General features: G+C 71.4%; 22 protein-coding genes and 1 tRNA gene. 11 read left to right on the top strand and 12 right to left on the bottom strand.

All coding sequences use genetic code 11. From position 1 onward, the window contains the following. Positions 1–13 precede the first annotated feature (13 nt). The 5 genes from IF27_RS03485 to IF27_RS03465 all read left to right on the top strand — a co-directional run bounded on the left by IF27_RS03485 (position 14) and on the right by IF27_RS03465 (position 5,428). Entirely contained in the window at positions 14–1,990 is a 1,977-nt protein-coding gene (locus IF27_RS03485) for an N-acetylmuramoyl-L-alanine amidase (RefSeq protein WP_223290895.1), read from the top strand. A gap of 77 nt (positions 1,991–2,067) precedes the next feature. Then, positions 2,068–2,499 (top strand): VOC family protein, encoded by a 432-nt coding sequence (locus tag IF27_RS03480; RefSeq protein ID WP_052847708.1) that lies wholly within the window; start codon positions 2,068–2,070, stop codon positions 2,497–2,499. Beyond that, positions 2,496–3,269 carry an SDR family NAD(P)-dependent oxidoreductase gene (locus IF27_RS03475; RefSeq protein WP_052847707.1) on the top strand — a complete coding sequence of 258 codons (774 nt, stop codon included), beginning with the start codon at positions 2,496–2,498 and terminating at the stop codon, positions 3,267–3,269. The genes IF27_RS03480 and IF27_RS03475 overlap by 4 nt, the downstream gene beginning before the upstream one ends. Before the next feature lie 76 nt (positions 3,270–3,345). Next, positions 3,346–4,008, top strand: a complete 663-nt coding sequence (locus tag IF27_RS03470) for a phosphatase PAP2 family protein (RefSeq protein ID WP_052847706.1) — start codon at positions 3,346–3,348, stop codon at positions 4,006–4,008. Between the two features lie 211 nt (positions 4,009–4,219). Then, positions 4,220–5,428, top strand: a complete 1,209-nt coding sequence (locus tag IF27_RS03465) for a hypothetical protein (RefSeq protein ID WP_052847705.1) — start codon at positions 4,220–4,222, stop codon at positions 5,426–5,428. 44 nt (positions 5,429–5,472) lie between these two features. On the opposite strand, the gene IF27_RS03460 is transcribed toward IF27_RS03465, so the two are convergent. The 8 genes from IF27_RS03460 to IF27_RS03425 all read right to left on the bottom strand — a co-directional run bounded on the left by IF27_RS03460 (position 5,473) and on the right by IF27_RS03425 (position 13,470). Next, entirely contained in the window at positions 5,473–5,925 is a 453-nt protein-coding gene (locus IF27_RS03460) for a heat shock protein transcriptional repressor HspR (protein WP_052847704.1), read from the bottom strand. A 4-nt stretch (positions 5,926–5,929) separates the two neighbouring features. Further along, entirely contained in the window at positions 5,930–7,123 is a 1,194-nt protein-coding gene (dnaJ, locus tag IF27_RS03455) for a molecular chaperone DnaJ (RefSeq protein ID WP_052847703.1), read from the bottom strand. 42 nt (positions 7,124–7,165) lie between these two features. Beyond that, positions 7,166–7,873: a nucleotide exchange factor GrpE gene (gene grpE / locus IF27_RS03450; protein WP_052847702.1), complete on the bottom strand. Its 708-nt coding sequence runs from the start codon at positions 7,871–7,873 to the stop codon at positions 7,166–7,168. Then, positions 7,870–9,735: a molecular chaperone DnaK gene (dnaK, locus tag IF27_RS03445; RefSeq protein ID WP_052847701.1), complete on the bottom strand. Its 1,866-nt coding sequence runs from the start codon at positions 9,733–9,735 to the stop codon at positions 7,870–7,872. The genes grpE and dnaK overlap by 4 nt, the downstream gene beginning before the upstream one ends. 114 nt (positions 9,736–9,849) lie before the next feature. Next, a complete protein-coding gene (locus tag IF27_RS03440) occupies positions 9,850–11,013 on the bottom strand; it encodes a PP2C family protein-serine/threonine phosphatase (protein ID WP_223290894.1) in 1,164 nt (387 codons plus the stop codon). Continuing rightward, complete coding sequence (locus IF27_RS03435; RefSeq protein ID WP_052847700.1) at positions 11,010–11,771, bottom strand: peptidoglycan recognition protein family protein; 762 nt, start codon at positions 11,769–11,771, stop codon at positions 11,010–11,012. The genes IF27_RS03440 and IF27_RS03435 overlap by 4 nt, the downstream gene beginning before the upstream one ends. Positions 11,772–11,795: 24 nt before the next feature. Then, positions 11,796–12,440 carry an NADPH-dependent F420 reductase gene (locus IF27_RS03430; RefSeq protein WP_052847699.1) on the bottom strand — a complete coding sequence of 215 codons (645 nt, stop codon included), beginning with the start codon at positions 12,438–12,440 and terminating at the stop codon, positions 11,796–11,798. A 49-nt stretch (positions 12,441–12,489) separates the two neighbouring features. Beyond that, positions 12,490–13,470: an LCP family protein gene (locus tag IF27_RS03425; RefSeq protein ID WP_190232777.1), complete on the bottom strand. Its 981-nt coding sequence runs from the start codon at positions 13,468–13,470 to the stop codon at positions 12,490–12,492. Positions 13,471–13,641: 171 nt separating this feature from the next. Here IF27_RS03425 and IF27_RS03420 point away from each other — a divergent pair, with 171 nt between their 5' ends. From IF27_RS03420 to dcd, 3 genes are read left to right on the top strand one after another with little or no spacing between them, the layout of a single operon-like run. Continuing rightward, positions 13,642–15,837, top strand: coding sequence for a (Fe-S)-binding protein (locus IF27_RS03420; RefSeq protein ID WP_052847697.1), 2,196 nt, complete (start codon positions 13,642–13,644; stop codon positions 15,835–15,837). Between the two features lie 2 nt (positions 15,838–15,839). Then, positions 15,840–16,511 carry a Yip1 family protein gene (locus IF27_RS03415; protein WP_052847696.1) on the top strand — a complete coding sequence of 224 codons (672 nt, stop codon included), beginning with the start codon at positions 15,840–15,842 and terminating at the stop codon, positions 16,509–16,511. Between the two features lie 32 nt (positions 16,512–16,543). Further along, the gene (gene dcd, locus IF27_RS03410) at positions 16,544–17,119 is read left to right on the top strand and encodes a dCTP deaminase (protein ID WP_052847695.1); all 576 of its coding nucleotides are present in this window, start codon (positions 16,544–16,546) and stop codon (positions 17,117–17,119) included. Here the strand turns inward: dcd and IF27_RS31390 are convergent. Further along, positions 17,073–17,270, bottom strand: a complete 198-nt coding sequence (locus IF27_RS31390) for a hypothetical protein (protein WP_110945476.1) — start codon at positions 17,268–17,270, stop codon at positions 17,073–17,075. The two genes, dcd and IF27_RS31390, sit on opposite strands and share 47 nt — an antisense overlap. Positions 17,271–17,410: 140 nt before the next feature. Between IF27_RS31390 and IF27_RS03405 the strand changes: the two genes are divergently transcribed. Then, positions 17,411–17,484: transfer RNA gene (locus IF27_RS03405), tRNA-Gly, on the top strand. 85 nt (positions 17,485–17,569) lie between these two features. On the opposite strand, the gene IF27_RS03400 is transcribed toward IF27_RS03405, so the two are convergent. After that, positions 17,570–17,809 (bottom strand): XRE family transcriptional regulator, encoded by a 240-nt coding sequence (locus IF27_RS03400; protein ID WP_420821972.1) that lies wholly within the window; start codon positions 17,807–17,809, stop codon positions 17,570–17,572. A 95-nt stretch (positions 17,810–17,904) separates the two neighbouring features. Then, positions 17,905–18,291 (bottom strand): type II toxin-antitoxin system RelE/ParE family toxin, encoded by a 387-nt coding sequence (locus IF27_RS03395; protein ID WP_052847693.1) that lies wholly within the window; start codon positions 18,289–18,291, stop codon positions 17,905–17,907. 449 nt (positions 18,292–18,740) lie between these two features. Between IF27_RS03395 and IF27_RS03390 the strand changes: the two genes are divergently transcribed. Together IF27_RS03390 and IF27_RS03385 are read left to right on the top strand one after the other, a co-directional pair. Next, positions 18,741–23,153 (top strand): DUF6531 domain-containing protein, encoded by a 4,413-nt coding sequence (locus tag IF27_RS03390; protein ID WP_223290910.1) that lies wholly within the window; start codon positions 18,741–18,743, stop codon positions 23,151–23,153. Beyond that, a complete protein-coding gene (locus tag IF27_RS03385; RefSeq protein ID WP_052847691.1) occupies positions 23,150–23,521 on the top strand; it encodes a hypothetical protein in 372 nt (123 codons plus the stop codon). The genes IF27_RS03390 and IF27_RS03385 overlap by 4 nt, the downstream gene beginning before the upstream one ends. Before the next feature lie 569 nt (positions 23,522–24,090). On the opposite strand, the gene IF27_RS03380 is transcribed toward IF27_RS03385, so the two are convergent. Beyond that, positions 24,091–24,996: an RICIN domain-containing protein gene (locus IF27_RS03380; protein WP_052847690.1), complete on the bottom strand. Its 906-nt coding sequence runs from the start codon at positions 24,994–24,996 to the stop codon at positions 24,091–24,093. Positions 24,997–25,025: the final 29 nt, after the last annotated feature.

The following is a 25,025-nucleotide window of genomic DNA, read 5'->3' as shown; positions in this document are numbered from 1 at the left end:
CACGGAGGCCGCCTTGCGAGGACCCGTCCGCCCCTACCGCGTCCTGGGCGCCGCCACCGCGGCGGCCCTGGCCGTCCCCCTGCTGGCCGCGGGACCACCCGCAGGAGCCGCGTCGGACGACACCGCGCTCCAGGCCGCGTTCAGCGCCGCCGCGCACCGCTGGGACGTGCCCGAGAGCGTGCTGCTCGGCGTCTCCTACCTCCAGTCACGCTGGGACGCCCACGGCGGCGCGGCCAGCGTCTCCGGGGGCTACGGGCCCATGCACCTGACCGACGTGCCGACCGCGCTCGCCGAATCCGCCGCCCACACCGGGCACGCCGGGCACCACGCGGACGGCACCGAGGACCCGCGCGGCGACACGTCCAGGCCGCTCACCCCGGCCGCGACCGCCGACGCGGCGCCCACCACCACCGCCGCGCACACCACAGGCGACGGCACCCTGGAGCGCGCCGCCGAACTGACCGGCCTGTCCCCCGACGAGCTGCGCACCAGCGCCGCCGCCAACATCGAGGGCGGCGCCGCCCTCCTCGCCGCCGCGCAGCGCGACCTCGGCGCCGCGCCCGGCGACGACCCCGCCGCCTGGTACGGCGCGGTGGCCGCCTACGCGGGCGCCGACACGCAGGACGCCGCCGAGGTCTTCGCCGACGACGTGTACGACGTCATCGCGACGGGCGAGGAGCGCGTCACGGACAGCGGCCAGCGCGTCGTCCTCACCCCCCAGGACGTCGCCCCCGACACCGCCACCGCCGACGCCCTCGGCCTGCCGCACGCGCCCCGCGACCCGAACGTCGAGTGCCCCCGCACCGTCTCCTGCGCATGGCTGCCCGCGCCCTACGAGGACCTGGGCGGCGGCGACTACGGCAACCACGACCTCGCCGACCGCGAGACGTCCCAGGAGATCGAGTACATCGTCATCCACGACACCGAGGCCACCTGGGAGACGACGCTCGACCTCGTACAGGACCCGACGTACGTCTCCTGGCACTACAGCCTGCGCTCCTCCGACGGCCACATCGCCCAGCACCTCGCCACGAAGGACGTCGGCTGGCACGCGGGCAACTGGTTCGTGAACGCCAAGTCGATCGGCCTGGAGCACGAGGGCTTCCTCACCGACCCCGACGCCTGGTACACGGAGGCGATGTACCGCACGTCCGCCCGCCTCGTGCGGTACCTGGCCCGCACGTACGACATCCCGCTCGACCGGCAGCACATCCTCGGCCACGACAACGTGCAGGGCACCACCACGACCGGCATCCCCGGCATGCACACCGACCCCGGCCCGTACTGGGACTGGTCGCACTACTTCGCGCTGCTCGGCGCCCCCTTCCACCCGACGGCGGGCCCGCGCGGCGGCATCGTCACGATCGCGCCCGACTACGACGAGCACAGCCCCGAGTTCACCGGCTGCACGGGCACCGGCAGCACGTGCGCGCCGCACGGCTCGGCCGCCGTACGGCTGCACACCGAGCCGCGCGCGGACGCCCCGCTCGTCGCCGACCCCGGCACGCACCCGGGCGGCGGCGCGTCGTCCACCGGCGTCAACGACATCGGCGCGCGGGCGACGGCCGGGCAGCAGTTCGCCGTGGCCGAGCGCCGGGGCGACTGGACGGCGATCTGGTACCTCGGCGCCAAGGCGTGGTTCCACGACCCGGCGCGCGAGCGGACGTCGTACGACGCGCAGGGCTGGGTCGTCACCGGCAAGGACGGCGCGACGACGATCCCGGTGTACGGCCGCGCCTACCCGGAGGCCGCCGCCTACCCGCCGGGCGTGCCGGTGCAGGCGGTGAGCCCGCTGTCGTACAGCGTCCCCGCCGACCAGGCGTACGTCGTCGGGCTGCGGACGCCGGGCGAGTACTACCGGGCCGTGACGTTCGACCCGGCCGGGCACCAGGTGGTGCGTGGCGAGGACTACTACCAGATCCAGCTCGGGCACCGGGTCGCGTACGTGCGGGCGGCCGACGTGGAGCTGCGCTGGTCGTCGCGCCGCTGAGGGCGCGTGCCGTCCCCCCGGGCGTGGTGATAGGAACGCCCGGGGGGGCAACGGCACGACCGACGAGAGGCATACGTATGACAAGCGGCACCAGGCCCGGCTTCCATCTCGCGATCCCCGTGGACGACCTCGCGCGGGCGCGGGAGTTCTACGGCGGGGTGCTGGGGCTGCCCGAGGGACGCTCCACCGGCACCTGGGTGGACTGGGACCTGCGCGGCCACCAGGTCGTGACGCACGTGGTGCCGGGCCCGCCGCGCGGCCCGGCGGGGCACGGATCGGTCGGCGAACACCGCGTGCCCGTACCGCACTTCGGGCTGCTGCTCGACGTCGCCGACTTCCACGCGTTCTCGGCGCGGCTGCGCGACGCGGGCACGGCGTTCGTCATCGAGCCGGTGCTGCGCTTCGCCGGGGAACCGGCCGAGCAGTGGACGATGTTCTTCCTCGACCCGGCGGGCAACGCGCTGGAGTTCAAGGCGTTCACGGACGAGGCGCAGGTGTTCGCCCGATGAGCGGCACGGCGGACGGCGGGGGCAGGGGCGTGCTGGTCACCGGCGCCTCCCGGGGCATCGGCCGTGCGATCGCGGCGGCCTTCGCGGCGGACGGCGACCGCGTCGCCGTGCACTGCGGGACGCGCCGCGCCGACGCCGAGGAGACCGCCGCGTCGCTCCCGGGCGCGGGCCACACCGTGCTGGCCGCCGACCTGACGGACCCCGAGGCCGTACGCCGCCTCGTCGCGGACGCGGCCGGGGCGCTCGGCGGCATCGACGTGCTGGTCAACAACGCCGCCGCCATGATCGCGCACCCGCTGCCCGACACCGGCTGGGACGACTGGGTCGCGGCCTGGCGGCGGACGGTGGACGTCAACCTGCTCGGCGCCGCGCACGCCTCCTACTGCGCCGCGCGCGACATGATCGACCGCGGCGTGGGCGGGCGGATCGTGAACGTCGGCTCGCGCGGCGCCTTCCGCGGCGAGCCGGACCACCCGGCGTACGGCGCGAGCAAGGCCGCGCTGCACGCGCTGGGGCAGTCGCTCGCCGTCTCGCTGGCGCCGCACGGGATCGGCGTCGCCTCGGTGGCGCCCGGATTCGTGCGCACGGAACGGGTCGCCGGGCGGCTGAGCGGCGCGGAGGGCGAGGCGATCCGGGCGCAGAGCCCGTTCGGGCGGGTGGCGGCGGCCGAGGAGGTCGCGGCGGCGGTCCGCTACCTGGCGTCGCCGGGGGCGGTCTGGTCGTCCGGCGCGGTGCTTGACGTGAACGGTGCCTCCTACCTGCGGACCTGACCGTTCCTTTACCTTTTTCGACCGGCGTCCTTCCGGCTCTTCCCGCACCCCGATCGCTCGCCTAGGCTTGCCGAGCATGACCCGATCACACCGCGTCACCATCGCCGCCGTGGCCGCCGCGCTGCTGGCCGCCCTGATGTTCGCGGTCGCGCTGCGGGACGGGGCGCCGTTCCCCGTGGACGACACGCTGCACGACGAGGCGCTTGAGCGGCGCACCGGCGGCTGGAACGACGCCTTCCGCTTCATCACCAGCACGGGAAGCGGCGTGCCCCCGCTGGTGATCGCGGCCGTCGTGGGCGCGCTGTACGTGCCGCGCACGTGGTGGCTCGGCGCGGTGGCGGGCGTGGGGGCGCTCGCGGTGGGCCAGCTCGTACGGCTGCTGATCGTCACGACGTTCGACCGCCCGCGCCCGCCGGTCGCCGACTGGCTGATCCATGTCAACAACCCGTCGATGCCCTCGGGGCACGCGGCGACGTCCGGCATGGTCGCCATCGGCGTCGCGGTGCTGCTGGCGCGCCACCTGCCGCGCGCGGTGGCGTACGGCGTCCCGGCGGTGTGGGCGGTGGCGGTCGGCGTCAGCCGCGTCTACCTCGGTGTGCACTGGCCGAGCGACATCCTGGCGGGGTGGCTGTACGCGACGGTCGCCGCGTGCGTCCTGCTCCCGCCGCTCGGCGCGGCGTTGGCGCGGGCCGGGCGGCGGAGCGCCGTACCACCGGTGGACCACGCCGACCGTTTCTGAAGTGTGCTGTGTTCCCGTCCGCGAATCGGCGAACGCGCGACGGGGCGGAGGACGGGCGAGGGCGGCGAGAACAACCCGCCGTCGTCACGCCTGTGGACGCACCGGGCGGTCCGGCACGGGCACCGGGCATGACCGTTCCCGCACGGGAACGCCCGTGGACGCCATGTCATTCTTGTCGCGGTACCGCACCTGCGTTCGTACGATGACCACCATGGACGTGCCCCCGGCAGACGCCACTCCGCCCGACCACGCCGAACGGGAACGGCTGCTCCTCGGAGGGCCGTTGGGACGGCACCTGCTCCTCACCTTCCTGGACAGTCCCGACGAGGACTGGGCCGGTGAGGACTCCGCGGCGGAGACCCTGTTCGCCGCGCTGGGGCTGAGCAGGGCGCCGGGCACCGGGCGGCTGGCGTACGACATGCTCGACAACACGTTCCGGGAGATCATGCCCCTGGAGGGGCGGCGCGCCCGGGACGTACCGGCGGAAGAGGTGCGCGCCGTGCTCCGCGAACGTGTCGCCCGCGGCGCCTGGCACCGGCTGAGTGAACTGGACGAAGAAAACGGTCTGTTGAAACTGGCCGACGTCTCCTTCCTGTTCGGCTTCCGGAGCGGCGATCCCGAGCTGTGGAGCCTGAGCGCGCTGGCCGCCGAGGAGTTGCGGCCCCTCGCCGCCGCGCTGGCCGCGTCGCCCGCCGCCGAGACCTGGTGGTCCCCGGTGGCACGCGGCGACCAGCGGCGCCTCGTCGCCACCGGGTCGGGGCCCGGGTCCGCGCCGCGGGGCGGGATCGGGGCGGCCGTACGGCGTTCCATGGCCGAGGCCCGCGCGCAGCACCTGGCGCGCCTGCCCCACCGCCCGCCCCCCGGCCACCGCATCGGCGCCTTCTGGTGGTCGGCGCCGGATTTCGCGCACGGGACCTGGACGACCGGGGGCCGCGCGGACGTGCCGAGCATCGAGTTCGTCCGCTACGTGGACAGCGGCGTCCCGGCCGCCGGGACGAAGGTGCGGGTGGACCGCCTGGAGATCGACCCCGCCGCGCGGGTCGCCGAGATCCGGGGCCCCGCCGACTGGCAGGCGCTCGTCGCCCGCTTCCCGCGCGACGTCACCGGCACGCACGACGGCGAGTGGCGCGCCTGGACCGGCCGCGAAGGCCCCTGGTACCTGCCGGACTGGGAAGCGCTCGCCGCGCACTACGACGGCGTGCACGTCACCGTCGGCGCGTGCCTCGCCGCCTTCGGCCTGGCGCTGCCCGTCGAGGACGGCTGGACCGTCCTGGCGGGCTGGCTGCCGGACGCGACGGCCTGGGTCCGCGACACGGCCACCGCCGCCCGTACGCTCGGCCACTGGCGCGGCGACCCGGACAGTGTCGAGGACTGGGCCGACGTGCGCGCGCACTGGACGCCGGACGCCTCCGCCCGCTGACGCGCGCGGGCGGACCCGACGCGGTCAGCGGGCGTCGGCGCCGGTCAACGCCCCCTGTCGGGGCGCCAGACGACGATCGCGGCGGACTGGCGCACGTCCTGGTACGGCACGAGGTCGCGCCGGTACGAGGCGTGCACCTGGGCCTCGGCCTGCCGCATGGCGAGCGCCGCGCCCTCCACCGCCTGCTGGAGCTCCACCACCTTCGCCTGGAGCGCGGCGACCTGGTTCTCCAGCTCGATGATCCGTTTGATCCCGGCCAGGTTGATGCCCTCGTCCTGGGACAGCCGCTGCACCTGGCGCAGCAGCTGGATGTCCCGGGCCGAGTAGCGCCGCCCGCGCCCGGCCGCCCGGTCGGGCGAGACCAGGCCGAGCCGGTCGTACTGCCGCAGCGTCTGCGGGTGGAGTCCCGAGAGCTGTGCGGCGACGGAGATGACGTACACCGGGGTGTCTTCGGTCAGTTCGTAGGGATTGCCGCTCTGTCCGTGCCGGCCGTCCATCTCGTCACTCTCCCTTCGCGGCCTCGAACAGCCCTGCCCGAGGGTCCTCCCCCGCCATGGCGGTGCGGTACTCGTCCAGCGCCTTCCTGGCGTCGTCCCCCACCTCGCGCGGCACGGCCACCTCGACGGTGACCAGCAGGTCGCCCCGGGTGCCGTCCTTGCGCACGGCCCCCTTGCCGCGCGCGCGCATCGTGCGGCCCGGGGGTGTGCCGGGCGGCAGCTTCAAGGTGACCGGGGGGCCGCCGAGCGTCGGCACCTTGATCTCACCACCGAGCGCGGCCTCCGGAAAGGTCACCGGCACCGTGATGGTCAGATTGTCGCCACGGCGGCCGAAGACCGGATGCTCGTCCACGTGGACGATCACGTAGAGATCGCCGCCCGGCCCGCCGTGCTCGCCGGGAGCGCCCTTGCCGCGCAGCCGGATGCGCTGCCCGTCGTCCACACCCGGCGGGATGCGCACCTGCATGGTCCGCTGGCTGGTCGCCCGGCCACTGCCCCGGCAGACGGCGCAGGGGTCCTGCGCGATCAGGCCGCGGCCCTTGCAGTCCACGCAGGGGTCGGTGAGCGAGAACCCGCCCCCGCCGCCCCGGCTGACCTGGCCGGTGCCGACACAGGTGGGGCACACCCGTGGCGTGCCGTTGCGGTCTCCGGTGCCCTGGCACGCCTTGCAGGCCGCGCTGGACGACATCCGCAGCGGCACCGTCGCGCCGGAGACGGCCTCGGTGAAGCTGAGCGTCACCTCGGACTCGATGTCCTGACCGCGCCGGGGCGCCGTACGCGTGCCGGTGCCCCGGTTGAACAGGCCGCCGAAGACGTCCCCGATGCCGCCGCCGAAGCCGCCGGCCCCGCCCGTGGTGCCGCCCCCGGGCGGCGGCTGCGCGCCGCCGAACAGGTCGCTCAGGTCGAAGTTGAACTGCCCGCCGGGGCCGCCCCCGGCCCCGCCGGGCCGGAAGCCGCCGCTGCCGAACAGCGCCCGCGCCTCGTCGTACTCCTTGCGGCGCTTGGCGTCCCCGAGGACGTCGTACGCCTCGGAGACGTCCTTGAACCGGTCCTCGGAGGCGGTGTCCCCCCGGTTGGCGTCCGGGTGGTTCTCCCGCGCGAGCTTGCGGTACGCCTTCTTGATCTCCGCCTCGGTCGCGTCCCGGGGGACGCCGAGGACCTTGTAGTAGTCCTTCTCGATGAAGTCCTTGGTGCTCATCCCCGGCGCCCCTCCTTCCGTGCCCGTCCGGGGCCGGTGGCGTCAGCCCTCGTCCGGGGCACCGCCACCGTCCTTCTCCACCGTGCTCTCGTCCTGCGCCTCGGCGGGCTTCCCCGGCTGCGGCTCGGCCACGCCCACGCGGGCCGGCCTGATGGTGCGTTCGCCGATGCGATACCCAGGCTGGAGGACCTGCACGCAGGTCGTCTCCGTGACGTCCGGCGAGTAGCTGTGCATCAGCGCCTCGTGGATCATCGGGTCGAAGGGCTCGCCCTCCTTGCCGAACTGCGCGAGGCCCATTTTGGCCGCGACGACCTCAAGCGACTCGGCGACCTGCTTGAAGCCGCCGACCAGCTCGCCGTGGTCCCGGGCGCGGCCGATGTCGTCGAGCACCGGCAGCAGCTCCGTCAGGAGATTGGCGACCGCCACCTCCTTGACGGCGACCCGGTCCCGCTCGACCCGGCGGCGGTAGTTCTGGAACTCCGCCTGGAGCCGCTGCAGGTCCTGGGTGCGCTCGGCGAGCGCCGTCCGCGCCTGGTCGAGCTGCGCGGTCAGCGCCGCCTCCGCCAGGCCGGGCACGTCCTTCAGCTCCTGGACGCCCGGCTCGGGGGTGGTGGCCTCCGGCTCCCCGGCCGGGGCGGCGGCGTCGCCGCCCTCGGTCCCGGTGGGGTCGGCGGGCAGCCCTTCGGCGCCCGCCTCCGCCTCCTGGACCTCTTCGGGCTCCTTGTCGAAGCCCTGGGGGTCCTGCGTCACGCGCCGGCACCGCCCTTCGGCTTGTCGTCGTCCACGATCTCCGCGTCCACGACGTCGTCGTCGGCCTGGCCGGTCGCGGTGCCGCCCGGCGCGCTCTCGGTGCCGGTGCCACCGGCGGCCTGCGCCGCCTGCGCGTCGGCGTAGAGGGCCTGGCCGAGCTTCTGGCTGGTCGCCGCGACCTTCTCCGACGCCTCGCGGATGGCCGCGGTGTCCTCGCCCTTGAGCTTCTCCTTCAGCTCGCCGACGGCCGCCTCGACCTCTTCCCTGACGTCGGCCGGGACCTTCTCCGAGTTCTCCTTGATGAAGTTCTCGGTGGTGTAGACGAGCTGCTCCGCCTGGTTGCGGGTCTCGGCGGCCTCACGGCGGCGCGAGTCCTCGTCGGCGTACTGCTCGGCGTCGCGCATCATGCGCTCGATGTCGTCCTTCGGCAGCGCGGAGCCGCCGGTGACGGTCATCCGCTGCTCCTTGCCGGTGCCCAGGTCCTTCGCCGAGACGTGCATGATGCCGTTCGCGTCGATGTCGAAGGTGACCTCGATCTGCGGCACGCCGCGCGGCGCCGGGGGCAGGCCGGTCAGCTCGAACATGCCGAGCTTCTTGTTGTAGGCGGCGATCTCGCGCTCGCCCTGGTAGACCTGGATCTGGACCGACGGCTGGTTGTCCTCGGCCGTGGTGAAGATCTCGGAGCGCTTGGTCGGGATCGTGGTGTTGCGCTCGATCAGCTTCGTCATGATGCCGCCCTTGGTCTCGATGCCGAGGGACAGCGGGGTGACGTCGAGGAGCAGGACGTCCTTGACCTCACCCTTCAGGACACCGGCCTGGAGGGTGGCGCCGATGGCGACGACCTCGTCCGGGTTCACGCCCTTGTTGGCGTCCTTGCCGCCGGTCAGCTCACGCACCAGCTCGGCCACGGCGGGCATACGCGTCGAGCCGCCGACGAGGACCACGTGGTCGATCTCGGACAGCTGGATGCGCGCGTCCTTGATGACGTTGTTGAACGGGACCTTGCAGCGTTCGAGCAGGTCGGCGGTCAGCTGCTGGAACTGCGCCCTGGTGAGCTTCTCGTCCATGTGCAGCGGGCCCTCGGCCGACGCCGTGATGTAGGGCAGGTTGATCGTCGTCTCGGTGGACGAGGACAGCTCGATCTTCGCCTTCTCGGCGGACTCGCGGAGCCGCTGGAGGGCCATCTTGTCCTTGGACAGGTCCACGCCGTGGGCGTTCGCGAACTGGCGGACCAGGTGGTCCACGATGCGCTGGTCCCAGTCGTCACCACCGAGGTGGTTGTCGCCGTTGGTCGCCTTGACCTCGACCACGCCGTCGCCGATCTCCAGCAGCGACACGTCGAACGTGCCACCGCCGAGGTCGAAGACCAGGATGGTCTGGTCGTCCTTCTCCAGCCCGTAGGCGAGGGCGGCGGCCGTCGGCTCGTTGACGATGCGCAGGACGTTCAGACCGGCGATCTCACCGGCCTCCTTGGTGGCCTGGCGCTCGTGGTCGTTGAAGTACGCCGGGACGGTGATCACCGCGTCGGTGACCTTCTCGCCCAGGTAGGCCTCCGCGTCGCGCTTCAGCTTCTGGAGGATGAAGGCGCTGATCTGCTGCGGGTTGAAGTCCTTGCCGTCGAGCCCGATCTTCCAGTCGGTGCCGATGTGGCGCTTCACCGAGCGGATGGTCCGGTCCACGTTCGTGACCGCCTGGCGCTTGGCGACCTCGCCGACCAGTACCTCGCCGTTCTTCGCGAAGGCGACGACGGACGGCGTGGTCCTGGCGCCCTCGGCGTTGGTGATGACGGTGGACTCACCGCCTTCGAGCACACTGACGACAGAGTTCGTCGTGCCCAGGTCGATGCCGACCGCACGTGCCATTTCGGTTTCCTCCAGCTGTTAGCTTGAGCGGATCTGACTCAAGACTGCCTCAGCCGGCACCGTCAGTCAAATGACCTGAGCCGCGTCGGCTCAACTCTTATCCGCTTCTTATGCTCAGGTCCGGACGGGCCCCGTCTCGGCGGGCCGCCAGGGGGCCGAGAAACCCAGCGCGAGCATCGCCACGTCGTCCTGGAGCGCGTCCGCGAATCCGGTGAGATCACGCCACACGAGGTCGATCACCCCGCCGGGCGGCGAGGCCCGCCCGCCCAGCAGCCTGCGCAGCCTGTCCTCCAGCGGGTAGAACGTGCCCGCGCCGTTCCGCGCCTCGGTCACGCCGTCCGTGTAGCCGAACAGGACGTCGCCCGCCCGCAAGGATACGGACGCCACCGCGGGACCGGTGGGAACCTCGGAGCCGAGTCCCAGGGGCGGCGCCGACTCGACGTCCACCTCGCACACCTCCCCGTCCCTGACCAGCAGCGGCGGCGGATGCCCGCACTGCACGATCCGCACCTCCCCGCCCTGCGGCGCGTACTCGATCAACAGCGCCGTGGCGAACAGCTCCGTCCCCGCCTCCACCTCGCTCTCCTCGCGCCCCAGGCCGCTCTCCGCGTCCACGCGCAGCCGCCGGTCCAGCCGCGCCGCGACGCCCTGCAGCTCCGGCTCGTCGAGCACCGCCTCACGGAACGCCCCCAGGATGGCCGCCACCGTGCCCACCGCCGCGAGCCCGTGCCCCCGCACGTCCCCCACCAGCGCGCGCACCCCGTACGGCCCCTCCCGTACGTCGAACAGGTCGCCGCCCACCAGCGTCCCCACCTGCGCCGGGCGATACAGGCCACGGCACGTCACGGGCCCCACGTGCTCGGGCAGCGGCGGGAGCACCGCGCGCTGCGCCGCCTCCGCCACGTCACGCACCAGCACCAGGTCCCGTGTGTAGCGCGACCTGATCCACGACACCAGCACGCTGAACAGCACGATCGCCCCCACCGCCACCACGTCACCGTCGCTGATGTGCGGCGGCCTCGTCACGGGCAATGTGATCAGCACGAGCGCCGCCACACCCAGCGCGGCGGTCTGCCACGGGGAGTACACCAGGCCGCTCAGCGGCGGCAGCGCGGCGAAGAGGAAGACCAGCTGCACCCAGTTGGGCGCCAGCGCCTGCCCCACAGCGCCCGCCGCCAGCAGGACGATCGGCAGGTAGCGCAGCCACCGGGGCAGCGGGAGACCGGGCAGCGGGCCGGAAGGGGCGCTGCCCAGGCGGTCGCGGCCCGGGATGTTCACCGTCTCCTGGCGGACGCGACCCGGAGCCCGGCCGCCTCCTCCCGGATCCGGGGCAGCTCCGCGTACAGGGCGTCGCCCGGGCAGTGCGTCTCCACGATGTCGCGGTGTCCCGAGACCACCGCCAGATCGGCCTCCTCCCCCTCGGGCACACGGCTCGCGTCGTTGGTGGACACCATCCGCACATGCCCGCGCGGGTCGGATCCCGGGCGCAGCTTCCACGCGGCCACCTGGGCGATACCGGTGATCAGCGCGTCGGGCACCGTCCCCACGAAGTCGCCGAGCGCGGCGACGCCCACGCTGTCCCCGTTGAAGCCCGTCGTGTGCGCGCCCATCACATAGCGCTGGTAACCCCCGCCGCGCCCCTCGTAGATGGTGCCGCACTTGTCCACCACGAAGTTGTAGCCGACGTCGTCCCACCCCATCCGGGTGACGTGGTCCGCCTGCATGGACTTCAGCATCTCCGGGGCGTCGTCGCAGTCGTAGTCGTCCGGGTGGTTCGTGTGGTGCACGAAGACGGCGCGCGCTGCGCCGGTGTACGTGACCGCCTCCGTGCGCAGCTCCTCGTCCGCGCCCCAGTTGTGCCGCGTGATCACCGCGGGCGCGGGCGCCTGCTGCTGCACGGCGGGCAGCACGCGCTCGGCGGCGCGCGGACGTGACGGTTCCGTGTCGCCCACCGGACGCGGGGCGTCCCACGTCACCAGCAGGGCGAGGGGTATGACGGCTGCCCAGACGAGCGCCCGGCGCGACCACGACCACATGCGAAGCCCTCCCGACCCGGCCCGTCAGGGCAGGATCTTGACGGCGCTCGACCAGTTCAGGCCGAGGCGTTCCTGCGCCGCCATGTGCAGGAACTGGAATGCCTCCAGCTCACGTGCACGCCGCAGCGGACCGACGTCCAGCGGTCGCAGGCCACCCGTGGCGGCCAGCTCCGCGACGGACCGCTTGGCGTCCTCGTCGTCGCCCGCGATCAGCACGTCGAGCGGCTGACCGGCCACCCGGCCCGACCGCAACGTGCTCGCGAAAGTGGTGTTGAACGCCTTCACGACCGGCACGCCCGGCGCCGCCTCCGCGGCGATCTCCTCGGCGGCCGAGGTCCCCGGCGGCACGGCCAGGGCGTCGAAGGTGGCGAAGTCCACCGGATTGCAGATGTCCACCACGACCGAGCCCGCCAGGGCGGTGCCGTACTCGGCGACCACCTCGCGCCCGGCCGGCCAGGGAAGGGCAAGGACGACGATGTCCGCGTCCTCGACCGCTATGGCGTCCGACGGCTGCACCTCGCCCCCGGAGACCTCCTCGCGCAGATCCCCGGCCAGCGCGGCGGCCTTCGCGTGCGAATGGTCCACGAGCCGGACGCCGTGCCCCCCGATGAGCGCCCGGGTGGCTATGCCTCGGGCCATGGAGCCCGCACCGACAATCGTCACGATCATGTCCTCATGCCAGCACGGCCCCGCGTGACCTGCATCTCGGCCGGACGGCTCAGTCCAGCGGCGTGTCCCCGCGCAGCGCCGTGAAGAGGCCGCTCGCGGCGGGCCCGTCGAGCGCCAGCCGGTTCGGCCGGGTGGGGTGCGGCACGGTCGGCACGGTGTGGAACGTGAGCCCGCCGTCCGGCACCGCGCGCACGTCCGTCAGCAGGCCGCGCAGCTCGTTCAGCGAGTCGAGGCCGGGATCGGCGGTGATCGCCGACGTCACGGCCGACAGCACGGGGTAGAGCTTCGCCGGGTTGGTGAGTGTGCCCTGATCCGTGAGCCGGTCGTAGACCAGGCCGAGGAACTCCTGCTGCCGCGCCATCCGGTTCAGGTCGCTGCCGTCGCCCACGTAGACGCGGGCCCTGACGTACGCGAGGGCCTGCTCGCCGTCGAGCAGGTGCCGTCCGGCGGGCAGGTCGTGGCCGACGTTCGGGTCACGTTCGGCCTCCTCAAGCTCGACCTCGACGCCGCCCAGGGTGTCCACGAGGCGGGCGAAGCCGTCGAAGCCGATCACCAGGTGGTGATCGATGCGGATGTCGGTCAGCCGCTCGAACGTGCGGATCGTGCAGGCCGCGCCGCCGAACTGGTACGCCCAGTTGAACTGCGCGCGCTGCGCCCGCGTGGTGCCGCCGTCCTCGTCCTGGCAGGCCGGGATGTCCACGACGATGTCGCGCGGCACCCCGACCAGCTCGGCGCGGCGGCCGTCGCCCGACAGGTGCAGGAGCAGCACGGTGTCCGAGCGCGCGTTGCCGGTGCCCGAGCCCCAGTCGTCGCCGATGACCATGATGTTCCTGGCCTCGCCCTCGGCGGGCCTGGGCCGCTCGGCGGCGTCCTGGTCCAGCGCCTCGGCGGCGGCGTGATCGGTGCGGATGTTGCCTTCCAGGCTCTGGTAGGCCCACAGCGCCAGGCCCGCGCCCGCCGCGAGCAGCACGCCGAACGCCAGCAGGGACCACCAGAGGACTTTCTGACCCCGCGTCATATGGAACGCCATGGGCCCATCGTGCGCGTCCCGCCGGAAGCCTTGTGACATTGGGAATGATCTGTCGATACCTTCGCCCGAAAGGACGTAGACCAAAGTGAGCAGCATGGACGGCGCGCCATGGGATAAGTTACTCCCTGGTACAACCCGCCGGGCCACGCACCCGTCCCGAGGAGCCGTCTCATGCAACTCGCCGCGATCGTCGTCTCACTGGTGCTCACCGCGGTCGCCGTCGCGTTGATCAGCCGGGCCGTCGTGCAACTGGTGCGCGTGATGCGCCTGGGCGCCCCCGTCCCGGCGGGCACCCGGACGGACGCGCCGGGGCGGCGCACGCTGACCCTGGCCAAGGAGTTCCTGGGCCATACGCGGATGAACCGGTGGGGCGTCGTCGGCGTGGCGCACTGGTTCGTCGCCGTCGGCTTCCTGACGCTCGGCCTCACCATCGTCCAGGCGTTCGGCCAGCTGTTCGAGGCGGACTGGACGCTGCCGGTGCTCGGCGGCTTCGTGCCCTACGAGATGTACGTCGAGTTCATCGCGGCCGGTACGACGCTCGGCATCCTCACGCTGATCGTGATCCGCCTGCTCAGCCTCCCGTCCCGGCCCGGCCGGAAGTCCCGCTTCGCGGGCTCCACGGCCTGGCAGGCGTACTTCGTCGAGTACGTCATCCTCGTCATCGGCCTGTGCATCCTGCTGCTGCGCGGCCTGGAGGGGGCGCTGCACCACATCGGCGGGTACGAGGCGTCGTACTTCGTCAGCTACCCGCTCGTCGCCGCCTTCGACGGCCTGTCCACCGGCACGCTCCAGACGCTGGTCTACCTCGTCGCGATGATCAAGCTGGCCACCACCATGACGTGGGCGATCACCGTCGGCCTGCGGATCGACATGAGCGTCGCGTGGCACCGCTTCCTCGCCTTCCCCAACATCTGGTTCAAGCGCAACGCCTCCGGCGCCCCGGCCCTCGGCCCGCTCCAGCCCATGACGTCGGGCGGCAGGCCGATCGACTTCGAGACGGTCTTCGAGGAGGAGGGCGGCGAGGACACCCGGTTCGGGGTCTCGCAGATCGAGCACTTCTCCTGGAAGGGCCTGCTCGACTTCTCCACGTGCACCGAGTGCGGGCGCTGCCAGTCGCAGTGCCCCGCGTGGAACACCGGGAAGCCCCTGTCCCCCAAGCTCCTCGTCATGTCGCTGCGCGACCAGGCGCACGCCAGGGCCCCGTACCTGCTGGCCGCGAACTCCGGCGCCCCCGCCCCCGAGACCGCCGCCGCCACCGCCAGCGCCACGGACCTGCCGCTCGTCGGCACCGCGGAGGCGCAGGGCGTCATCGACCCCGACGTCCTGTGGTCCTGCACCACCTGCGGCGCCTGCGTCGAGCAGTGCCCCGTGGACATCGAGCACATCGACCACATCGTGGACATGCGCCGCTACCAGGTCATGATCGAGTCGGCCTTCCCCAGCGAGGCGGGCACGATGCTGAAGAACCTGGAGCGCAAGGGCAATCCCTGGGGCCTCGCCAAGAAGAAGCGCCTGGAGTGGACCGAGGAGGTCGAGTTCGAGGTCCCCGTCGTCGGCCAGGACGTCGAGTCGCTCGCCGACGTCGAGTACCTCTACTGGGTCGGCTGCGCGGGCGCGCTGGAGGACCGCGCGAAGAAGACGACCAAGGCGTTCGCCGAGCTGCTGCACATCGCGGGCGTGAAGTTCGCCATCATGGGCGGCGACGAGGCGTGCACCGGCGACTCCGCCCGCCGCCTGGGCAACGAGTTCCTGTTCCAGCAGCTCGGCCAGCAGAACGTCGCCGCCCTCGACGAGGCGGGCGCCACCCGGATCGTCACCACCTGCCCGCACTGCTTCAACACCATCGCCAACGAGTACCCGCAGCTCGGCGGCGCGTACGAGGTCATCCACCACACCCAGCTGCTCCAGCACCTGATCGACGCGGGGAAGCTCGTCCCCGTCACGCCGGTCGAGGGCCTGATCACGTACCACGACCCCTGCTACCTCGGCCGTCACAACAAGGTCTACACGCCGCCCCGCGAGATCATCGGCAAGGTCCCCGGGCTGCGGAACGAGGAGATGCACCGGCACAAGGAGCGCGGCTTCTGCTGCGGCGCGGGCGGCGCCCGCATGTGGATGGAGGAGCGCATCGGCAAGCGCATCAACGACGAACGCGTGGACGAGGCGCTGTCCCTCGACCCGGACATCATCTCCACCGCCTGCCCCTTCTGCCTGGTCATGCTCAGCGACTCGGTCAACGGGAAGAAGAGCGCCGAGACCGCCAAGGAGTCCCTGCGCGTGGTGGACGTCGCGCAGCTTCTCCTCGAATCCGTGCGCACCGAGGCACTCCCCGGCGACCAGACCACCGCGGAGGCGGTACGTTCATAGGCGTGGCCGGATACACAGGACAGCCCGACGACCAGTACTCGCCGTACGGCCAGCAGCCGTACCCGACCGCGCCGGACCATGGCTACGCCTATCCGCCGTCGGGGCCGGACCCCGCACCGCAACCGCCGCCGCAGCCGCCCCTGCCGTGGCGGCGGCTGCTGACGGGCATCGTCCTGCGTCCGCAGGAGACGTACATGCGGATGCGCGACTACCCGATGTGGGCGCCCGCGCTGATCGTCACGTTCCTCTACGGCATGCTCGCCGTCCTCGGCCTGGAGGACGCCCGCGACACCGCCCTCGACAGCACGGCCTCCACCGTCGCCCCGGCGCTGATCGGCACCGGCGTGGCCATGGTCGTCGGCGCCCTGGTCCTGAGCACGGTCACCCACAATCTGGCGCGCCAGTTCGGCGGCAACGGGATCTGGGCGCCCACCGCAGGTCTGGCGATGCTGATCATGTGCCTCACCGACATACCGCGTCTGGCCCTGGCCCTGTTCCTCGGGGGCGGCGCGGCCGTGGTCCAGATCGTCGGCTGGGCGACCTGGCTCGGCGCCGGTGTCCTGTTCACGCTGATGGTGAGCGCGTCCCACGAGATCAGCCGCCCCCGGGCGCTCGGCGCCTCGGCCGTCCAGCTGCTCGCCCTGCTGATGCTCGTCAAGCTGGGCACCATCTGACCCGAGGGCGACGCTCCGGTAACCTCGGGTCCGTGCTTCTGTCAGACAAGGACATCCGGACCGAAATCGACCTCGGCCGCGTGCGCATCGACCCCTTCGACGTGTCGATGGTCCAGCCGAGCAGTATCGACGTCCGCCTCGACCGTTACTTCCGGGTGTTCGAGAACCACCGGTATCCGCACATCGACCCCTCGGTCGAACAGCCGGACCTGACACGGAGCATCGAGCCCCCGGGCGAGGAGCCGTTCATCCTGCACCCGGGCGAGTTCGTGCTCGCCTCCACCTACGAGGTGATCACGCTGCCGGAGGACCTCGCGTCCCGCCTGGAGGGGAAGAGTTCCCTGGGGCGCCTCGGCCTGCTCACCCACTCGACGGCCGGGTTCATCGACCCGGGGTTCTCCGGGCACGTCACCCTGGAGCTGTCCAACGTGGCGACGCTGCCGATCAAGCTGTGGCCCGGCATGAAGATCGGCCAGCTCTGCCTCTTCCGGCTGACCTCCCCGGCCGAACGCCCTTACGGCACGGCCGGGGTCGGCTCCCGCTACCAGGGCCAGCGCGGCCCTACACCGTCACGTTCGTACCTGAACTTCCACCGGACACCGATCTGACGGGCACGGCACTCCGCAGCCGCGCACACCGGGGGCACCTCAACAGCCGCCCCGGACCGATCCGTTCACTCCCCAGCTGCTGCATGGGAAACCGAGTGGTACTGAACTCGTGCCCCTCGGCACAGCGCACAACGGTGACAGCGGTCTCCAACGCTTCCCTCTCCCCAGCTCGACGACGACCGCCACCCTAGGGGACCCACGGGACACACCCGCGCCGCCACTCCGCGATACCCCCGCGACCTCCCGATGAGGTAAGGTGAAGCACCGGAACGATGCAGAGCACCGTTCTACGCGGGCGTAGTTTAATGGTAGAACATGAGCTTCCCAAGCTCAGAGCGCGAGTTCGATTCTCGTCGCCCGCTCCAAAGGTAAAGGCCCAGGTCAGGGATGGTTTCCTCAACCTGGGCCGTTGTGTTGTCCAGAGCCTTTGCCGCCCACGTGCCGGAGTGGTCAGGCGACCGTGAACTCGGCGTCCCCGAAGTCCGCGACCACGCGCAGACGCCCGCCGAGGGCCTCGACGTACGACCGGAGCGTCGCCAACTCCGCGCGGTCGATGTCGCCGTGCTCGATGGCCGATACCCGCGGAGCGGAGACGCCCATGGCCTCGGCGACGGCACGCTGGGTCAGCGCCTGCTCCTGTCGGATCTCGGCGAGGCGGTGAGCACGTACCTCGGCGACAAGCCGGTCCATGGCCTCCCGCTTTTCAGCCGACGTCCGCACGGGCAGGCCGGCGGCTTCACGACGCTCCCGAGCCCTGCGCCTTGTCTCCTCCCAGCTGACTGCACTCACTGGTACTCCCTGTCCTCGAGATCTGCTACGTGTTCCCGGTAGCGCTTTTCGGCTTTCGGGACATTGGCTTCGTACCAGCCCCGCCAGTTGCCAGCCTTGTCACCCGCCACCAACAGAACCGCACGGCGCACAGGGTCGAAGGCAAACAGAATGCGGATCTCACTGTCTCCCGACGACCCCGGTCTCAGCTCCTTCAGGTGGTGGTTCTCGGCACCCTTGATCCGGTCCACCAGTGGCCGACCCAACGTCGGACCGGCCTCGGCCAGAAGATCAATGGCATCTTCTACCTGCTCGGCGCTTTTCCAGTCATCGACAGCCAGCGTCTCGAACCACGCCGCGACCTCCGCGACCAGCACCACTTCCCATTGAGCCACGGGCAGCATGTTAACGCAAGCGTTAAGCGCGCCGGGCCCGAGCCGTCACACTGACGGCAGTCACGGTGACGCACTGCAGTGGGTCACGGTCGCCGCCCACCTGTGCCGTGCCAGACGCGTGCCAGAACGGACAGGGAACCAAGGTCAACAGCGGGCCACAACAGAGGGCACCAGACCCCAACAGAGCAGCGTTCACACAGGTCAGAACCCATGCCCGGCCCGTTCCGCACAGTGATTCCCAAGCTCAGAGCGCGAGTTCGATTCTCGTCGCCCGCTCCACGACAAAGCTCCAGGTCAGCGACCTGGAGCTTGTTTGCTGTCCGGGGTCGTCGCCTGGGCCTCTCATGCTGGCGACCCCGTTGCCAGCACGTGTTCCCCCTCGGTAGGGTTTGGTCGTTTTTGAGTCGCGGCCTTGGGGGGGGATCGTGGGACGACCGAGTGACTGGTCACCCGTGGACATGGACTCCGATCCGACGCCGGGGGAGCCGGAGGAGGTCCGGAGTCTTGCGGAGGACCTGCAGGAGTTCGCCGACGATGTGGGCGAGGCGCTGGGAAAGATCCGCGGCATGGCCGGGGACCGCGCCATGCAGGACTGGTCCGGGCTCTCGGCGGACGCGTTCCGCAGCGAGTTCGACGGCGTCCCCGAGAATCTGACCAAGCTCCGGGACTCCTACGACATGGCCGCGGACGCGTTGGCCCGTTACTGGCCGGAGTTGGAACGCGCCCAGGCGCAGGCCGACCGGGCGCTGGACCGTGCCATCAGCGCGCAGGCGGATCTCCAGGCAGCGTGGGCGGAGTTGGGCAGCGCCGAGGACTGGGTCGGGCGGGCCGGGGAGGAAGCCGAGCGCCTTCAGGAGGAGGGCGAGGACCCGGAACCGCCCTCGGAGGCCGATATCCGTGCGGCGATGCGGGACCACGACGCGGCCGAGGCCGCTGCGTCTGCGGCGCAGGGCCGGGTGGATGCCGCACAGGCCAATCTGAATGCCGCGCGTGAACTCGCACAGCAGGCCGAGGAGATGCGCGAGGAGGCCGCCCGCATCTGCGCCCGCGAGATCGAGGCCGCCTCCGACGCGGGTATCCAGAACCGCAGTTGGTGGCAAGACGCCGTCGACTGGGTCGTGGACAACTGGGACACCATCGTCGACATCGCCAAACTCGTCGTCGCCGTCCTCGGCGTCGTCGTCCTGATCATCGGCGGGCCGCTGGCCTGGGTCGTCCTGGCCGCCGCGTTGATCGTCCTCGCGGACACCCTCATCAAATACGCCAGAGGCCAAGCCTCCCTCTTCGACGTCGCCATGGCAGCGTTGGACTGCATCCCCGGCATGAAGGGCCTCACCACCCTCGGTGGACTCGCCGCCGGAGTCAGGGGCCTGGCGCGAACCGGACTGCGCGGCATGGGGCGGGGCGCGTTGGGCCTCGGACGCCGCACCCGGGGCGACGCCATCCCCATGAACGGCCGCAACGCCTGCGGCGACCCCGTGGACGTCGCCACCGGGGAGTTGCTGATGTCGGCTACCGACATCGAGCTGCCTGGCGTGCTCCCCCTCGTCATCGAACGCCACCACATCTCCAGCTACCGCGACGGCCAGTCCTTCGGCCGGTCCTGGGCCTCCACCCTCGACCAGCGCCTCGTGCTGGACGAGTACGGCGCACGCCTCTTCAGCGCCGACGGCATGACCCTGCTCTATCCCCGCCCTCTGCCCGACGAGCCCGTCCTCCCCATCGAAGGCCCCCGCTGGACCCTGGTATGGGACGGTCGGCCCGGGGCGCCCCTGCGCGTTCAGCAGCGGGAGACCGGACGCACCCTCCACTTCGCCGTGACACCGGGCCGCCCCGGCAGCGAGCTCCCCCTCATCGCGATCACCGACAGTAACGACAACCACATCCACATCGCCTACGACGCCAACGGCACCCCCACCGACATCCACCACTCCGGCGGCTACCACATCGGCGTCATCACCGAGAGCGGCCGCGTCACGGAGCTGCGCCTGCTCAACGCCCCCGGCCGGCCCACCCTCCTGACCTACGGCTACGACACGGCCGGGCTGCTGTCCGAGGTCACCAACTCCTCCGGCCGTCCACTGACATTCTGCTACGACGACCACGCCCGGATGACCCGCTGGGAGGACCGCAACGGCTACTGGTACACCTACGACTACGACGAACACGGCCGCTGCGTCTTCACCACCGGCACCGACCGGGCGCTGGAGTACCGCTACGCCTACGCCCCGGAGCACCACCGCACGGTCGTCACCGACTCCCTGGGCCAGGACGCCGTCCACCAGTTCAACGACAGCTTCCAGATGATCGCCCGGACCGACCCCCTCGGTCACACCATCACGCGCACCTGGGACCGTTACGACCGGCCTCTCACCACCACCGACCCGCTGGGCCACACCACGACCCACACCTGGGACGAACACGGCGATCTGATCGAAATCACCTCCCCTGACGGCTCCCGGCAAGCGGCCGAGTACGACGCCGACGGCAGGACGGTGACACTGCGCCAGGCAGACGGCGGACTGTGGCGCCAGACGTATGACGCCAGGGGTAATCGAGAGACGCTTGTCGATCCGGCGGGCAACGTCACACGGTTCGGCGTCAACAGCCATGGCGCCGTGATCAGCATGACGGACGCGCTGGGGCGGTCGAAACGGTTCGTGTGCAACGCCGCTGGGCTTCCCATGTCGATGACGGGCCCCGCGGGGCAGCGAACAGAAGTGGTCCGGGACGGCTTCGGCCGCATCACCGAGCTCGTCGATCCGTTGGGGGCGACAACGCGCTTCACGTACACGGTGGAAGGCCGCCCTCTCGCCGAGATCAGCCCGAGCGGCACGACGCGCGGCTGGGAGTGGGATGCCGAGGGCAACTGCCTGAGCCACCGGGACGAGAACGGGGCGACCACTCGTTACACCTATGGCGTCTTCGATCAGCTCACCGAACAGGTCACCGCGGATGGGGCCCGCCACACGTTCGTCCGGGACACCGAGCTGCGGCTCGTCGCCGTGGTCGCCCCGGACGAGCGCCGTTGGGACTATGCGTGGGACCCGGCGGGCCACCTCATCCGCGAGTCGGATTTCGACGACCGTGAGATCGCCTATCGCTTCGACGCCGCGGGGCGGCTCATCGAGCGGGTCAACGCTCTGGGCCAGAGCGTCGCGTACGTGCGCGACTCGCTCGGACATGTCGTCGCCAAGCAAAGCCAGGAGGGCGTCACCACCTTCCATTACGACCTGCTCGGCCAGTTGCTCCAAGCGGTCAGCCCGGACGCCAGACTGGAGATCCAACGAGACCCACTTGGCCGTCCGCTGACGCAAACGGTCAATGGCCGAGTGCTGGCGTTCACCTACAACGACGTCGGTCAGCCGCTGGCACGAACCACTCCGGCAGGACGCACAAGTCGCTGGATCTACGACGACGACGGGCAGACCGCTCAGATGATCTCCGCGGGGCGCTCTCTTGAATTCGAGCGTGACGCCCTGGGGCGTGAGACGGAACGCCGCTTCGCGGATGTCTTCCAGCTGAGCCAGAGGTGGGACGTCCGCGGTCGGCTGGCGCGGCAGTCGCTGCGTGGACTCGGCCAGGAGCTCGGCGCTCGCGCCTACTCCTACCGTGCCGACCATGCCCTCACCGTGCTGGAGCACTCGCCCGGCGGCGCCACCCACTGGGATCTCGATGTGATCGGACGTCCGCTGACCGCGCGTGGCCCGGCCGGGATGATCCAGGAAGAGTACGCCTATGACCTTCTCGGCAATCAGACCACCGCTATCTGGCCGGGAAACTCCTCCCACCACGGCAGCCGCCAGTACAGCGGAACCAGGCTCACCTCGGCCGGACGCACCCGGTACGCGTACGACGCGGCCGGGCGCGTCGTCACGCGCCGGACGACACGGCTTTCGAAGAAGCCGGACATCTGGCACTACCGTTGGGACGCCGAGGACCGCCTGGTCGAAACGGTCACTCCGCACGGGGACCGGTGGCGATATCAGTACGACCCGATCGGCCGCCGCATGGCCAAGCTCCGGTTAAGGGGCACTGATCTCGTTGAGGAGACCACCTTCACCTGGTCCGACTACACACTCGTCGAGCAGAGCACCGCGGCGGACGGCGCCGCCGGGACAGACACGTTCGCCATCAGTTGGGATTACGACGGGCTGCATCCTCTGACCCAGGTGGACGGATACACACAACGGGAGATCGACACCCGCTTCTTCGGCATCGTCACCGATCTGGTCGGCACTCCCACGGAACTTGTCGACGAGCGCGGAGAAATCGCGTGGCGTGGGCACACCTCGCTCTGGGGTGCGCAGATGAATTCCCAGGGCGACACCCTGGTTGACACACCACTGCGTTTCCCGGGGCAGTACTCCGATCCCGAGACCGGCTGGCACTACAACGTGCACCGGCATTACGACCCCGGCACCGGGCGCTACACGTCGCCCGATCCCCTCGGCCTGCTTCCGGGACCGAACCACTACGGCTATGTGCCCGATCCGAGGATCTGGGCAGACCCGCTGGGACTTTCGGCTCACCCCGCTCGGCCCGATTTCGTGGCGGACCAGCACGGCACGGTCGTCCCGACGGACAGGGCGCGGTTGGAGCAGGGGTTGCAGGACGCGGTCAACTCCGGGGAGCCGGGGTTCAGTACGTTCCCGACGCGTTCCGCGGGACAGGGTTATACGCTGCCGAGCGGCGAGACCGTCCGTATCATGGAGCCTTCGGGCGGTGCGACCCTGCGCGCCAGTTTCGAGAGCGCCAACGGCCAGCCGGTAAGCCCGTTCACCGGGCGGCAGCCCCAGGCGCCCCGGGGCACCCGGGGCGCGGCGGCCCGCCAGTACATCCGTGAGCGCACCCATGTGGAGCTGTCGTGACGAGCATCATCGAGGAGATCACCGGTCGGCTGCCACTCGTGGTGGACAGCGCACGGCAGGAGTCGGAGATCCTCTATCTGAGCGGTCCGGGGTGGCGTCTGCGGGTATCGGGCGCCTGGCGTCTCGTGCGCGGCTCGCATATCGTCACGTCCCGCGACGCCGAGGTCTCCGACCGGACGGCGGGAGTGATCGGGTCACTCGTCGGGGCGCGTGTCATGGACTGCCGACCGCAGTCGGCCGCTCATGACATCGACATCGCCCTCGTCTTGGACGACGGGCAGGTGCTGGAGACGTTCAGCGACTACCTGTACGACACCTGGTTGCTCACCTTGGGCGACCTGGCCATCGAGGGACCCCTGCAAGGGTGACGGGGAACGCGGCGCGTGCGGGGGTCGGGGTCGGGTGGGTCAGGCCCGATTCGTAGACGGCGACCACGAGTTGGGTCCTGTCGCGGGCCGGGAGTTGGCCCATGATGCGGCTCACATGAGTTGTGGCCGTCAGGGGGTGAGAGGCCCCGGTGTGTCGGCTGTCTCGGCGTTGTTCAGGCCGCGGGCGACGAGGCCCGGCCGGACCATCGTGTCCTTCAGCGTGGCTCCGCTCCGCGTGGAAAGGGTATGTCCGGTGTGCCGCAGGTCGCAAAACCCGAATGCGTCGGGCATCCCGACCTTGCCGGATTGAGGGGGACCTGACCTCGCGGGCGGGAGCGGTGGTGGGTATCAGGTTTTTGTTGCGCCGTCGGGCAGGGTGGTGAGGATCGTGTGGCGGGGGGGCCGGGACCAAGAGTTGAGGGGGAGGGTGGCTGCCGCAGGTGATGCGGGGGTGATGGCTTCGTGGCGCAGGCGGTGGTGCCGGGGAGGCAGGGGCGCCGGTGCACGTGGTGTGCTCCGGCGCCCCATGGCGCATTTCCCCTCGGGCCGAGTTCGCCCGCGCTAATGTCTCAGCGGCGTTCGAAGGCCCACATCTGGGCGGCCAGGCCGTTGCAGCGCCACTGGCGTACGTCGGTGCCGAGGTCGGCACGGCCGTTCGCGATGTCCATGCACATCCCGCTGCGCATCTGCTGCAACTGGTAGTAGCCTGCCGCGACTTCGCTGACGCGCCACATCTGCGCGGCCGAGTCGTTGCAGGGCCACATGCGGATGTCGGCGCCCTCGTCCAGCGAGCTGTTCGCCAGATCGACGCACTGGCCGAGCCCGTGCAGCGTGTAGACGCCCTGGCCGCGCGACTGGAGGGTGAACTGCTCGGACGCCTCCTCGTGGCAGTACCAGGTCTGCACGTTGGTGCCGGGCGACGTGCCGAAGCCGTTGATGTCGAGGCACTGCGTCGTGGCGGCCCGCAGGCGGTACGTGGCGCCGTCCTCGATGCCGGGGATGTCGCCCGAGTCGTCGGCGCGCGGGGCGGATTCCTCCTCGGGCTCCTCCTCCGGCTCCGGTTCCTCCTCGGGCTCCTCCTCGGGCTCGGGCTCCTCGGCGGCCGGGGGCGGCGCGACGACGGGCGGCGGCGCGGGCGGCTCGGGCTCCGGCTCCTCCTCCGGCTCCTCGGGCTCCGGCTCCTCGGTCGGCTCCGGTTCCGGCTCGGGCTCGGGCGCCCGGGGCGGGGCGACGACCGGCGGCTCGGTCACGGCCGCCCGTACCTCCTCGGCGTCGCCGACCCCGAGCACCCGCGCGCTGACCCCGGTCGTCAGCGCGAGCAGGGCGACGACGCCCACGCCCCAGACCAGCGACGTGAACACCCGCCGCCCGGGCAGCACCCCGCGCCGTGCCACGGCGGGCCGCCGCGCGAAGGCGTCCTTGAAACGCGCGGACTCCGGGGAACGCCTCGGGTCCGTCGAGCGTTTCCTCACCATCGGTCACTCCTCGTCATGACATGCGCCGT

Source organism: Streptomyces avicenniae (assembly GCF_000719135.1).
Taxonomy (GTDB): domain Bacteria; phylum Actinomycetota; class Actinomycetes; order Streptomycetales; family Streptomycetaceae; genus Streptomyces; species Streptomyces avicenniae.
The sequence above is the reverse complement of the archived record's forward strand: the minus strand, read 5'-3'. Positions and strand labels throughout refer to the sequence as shown.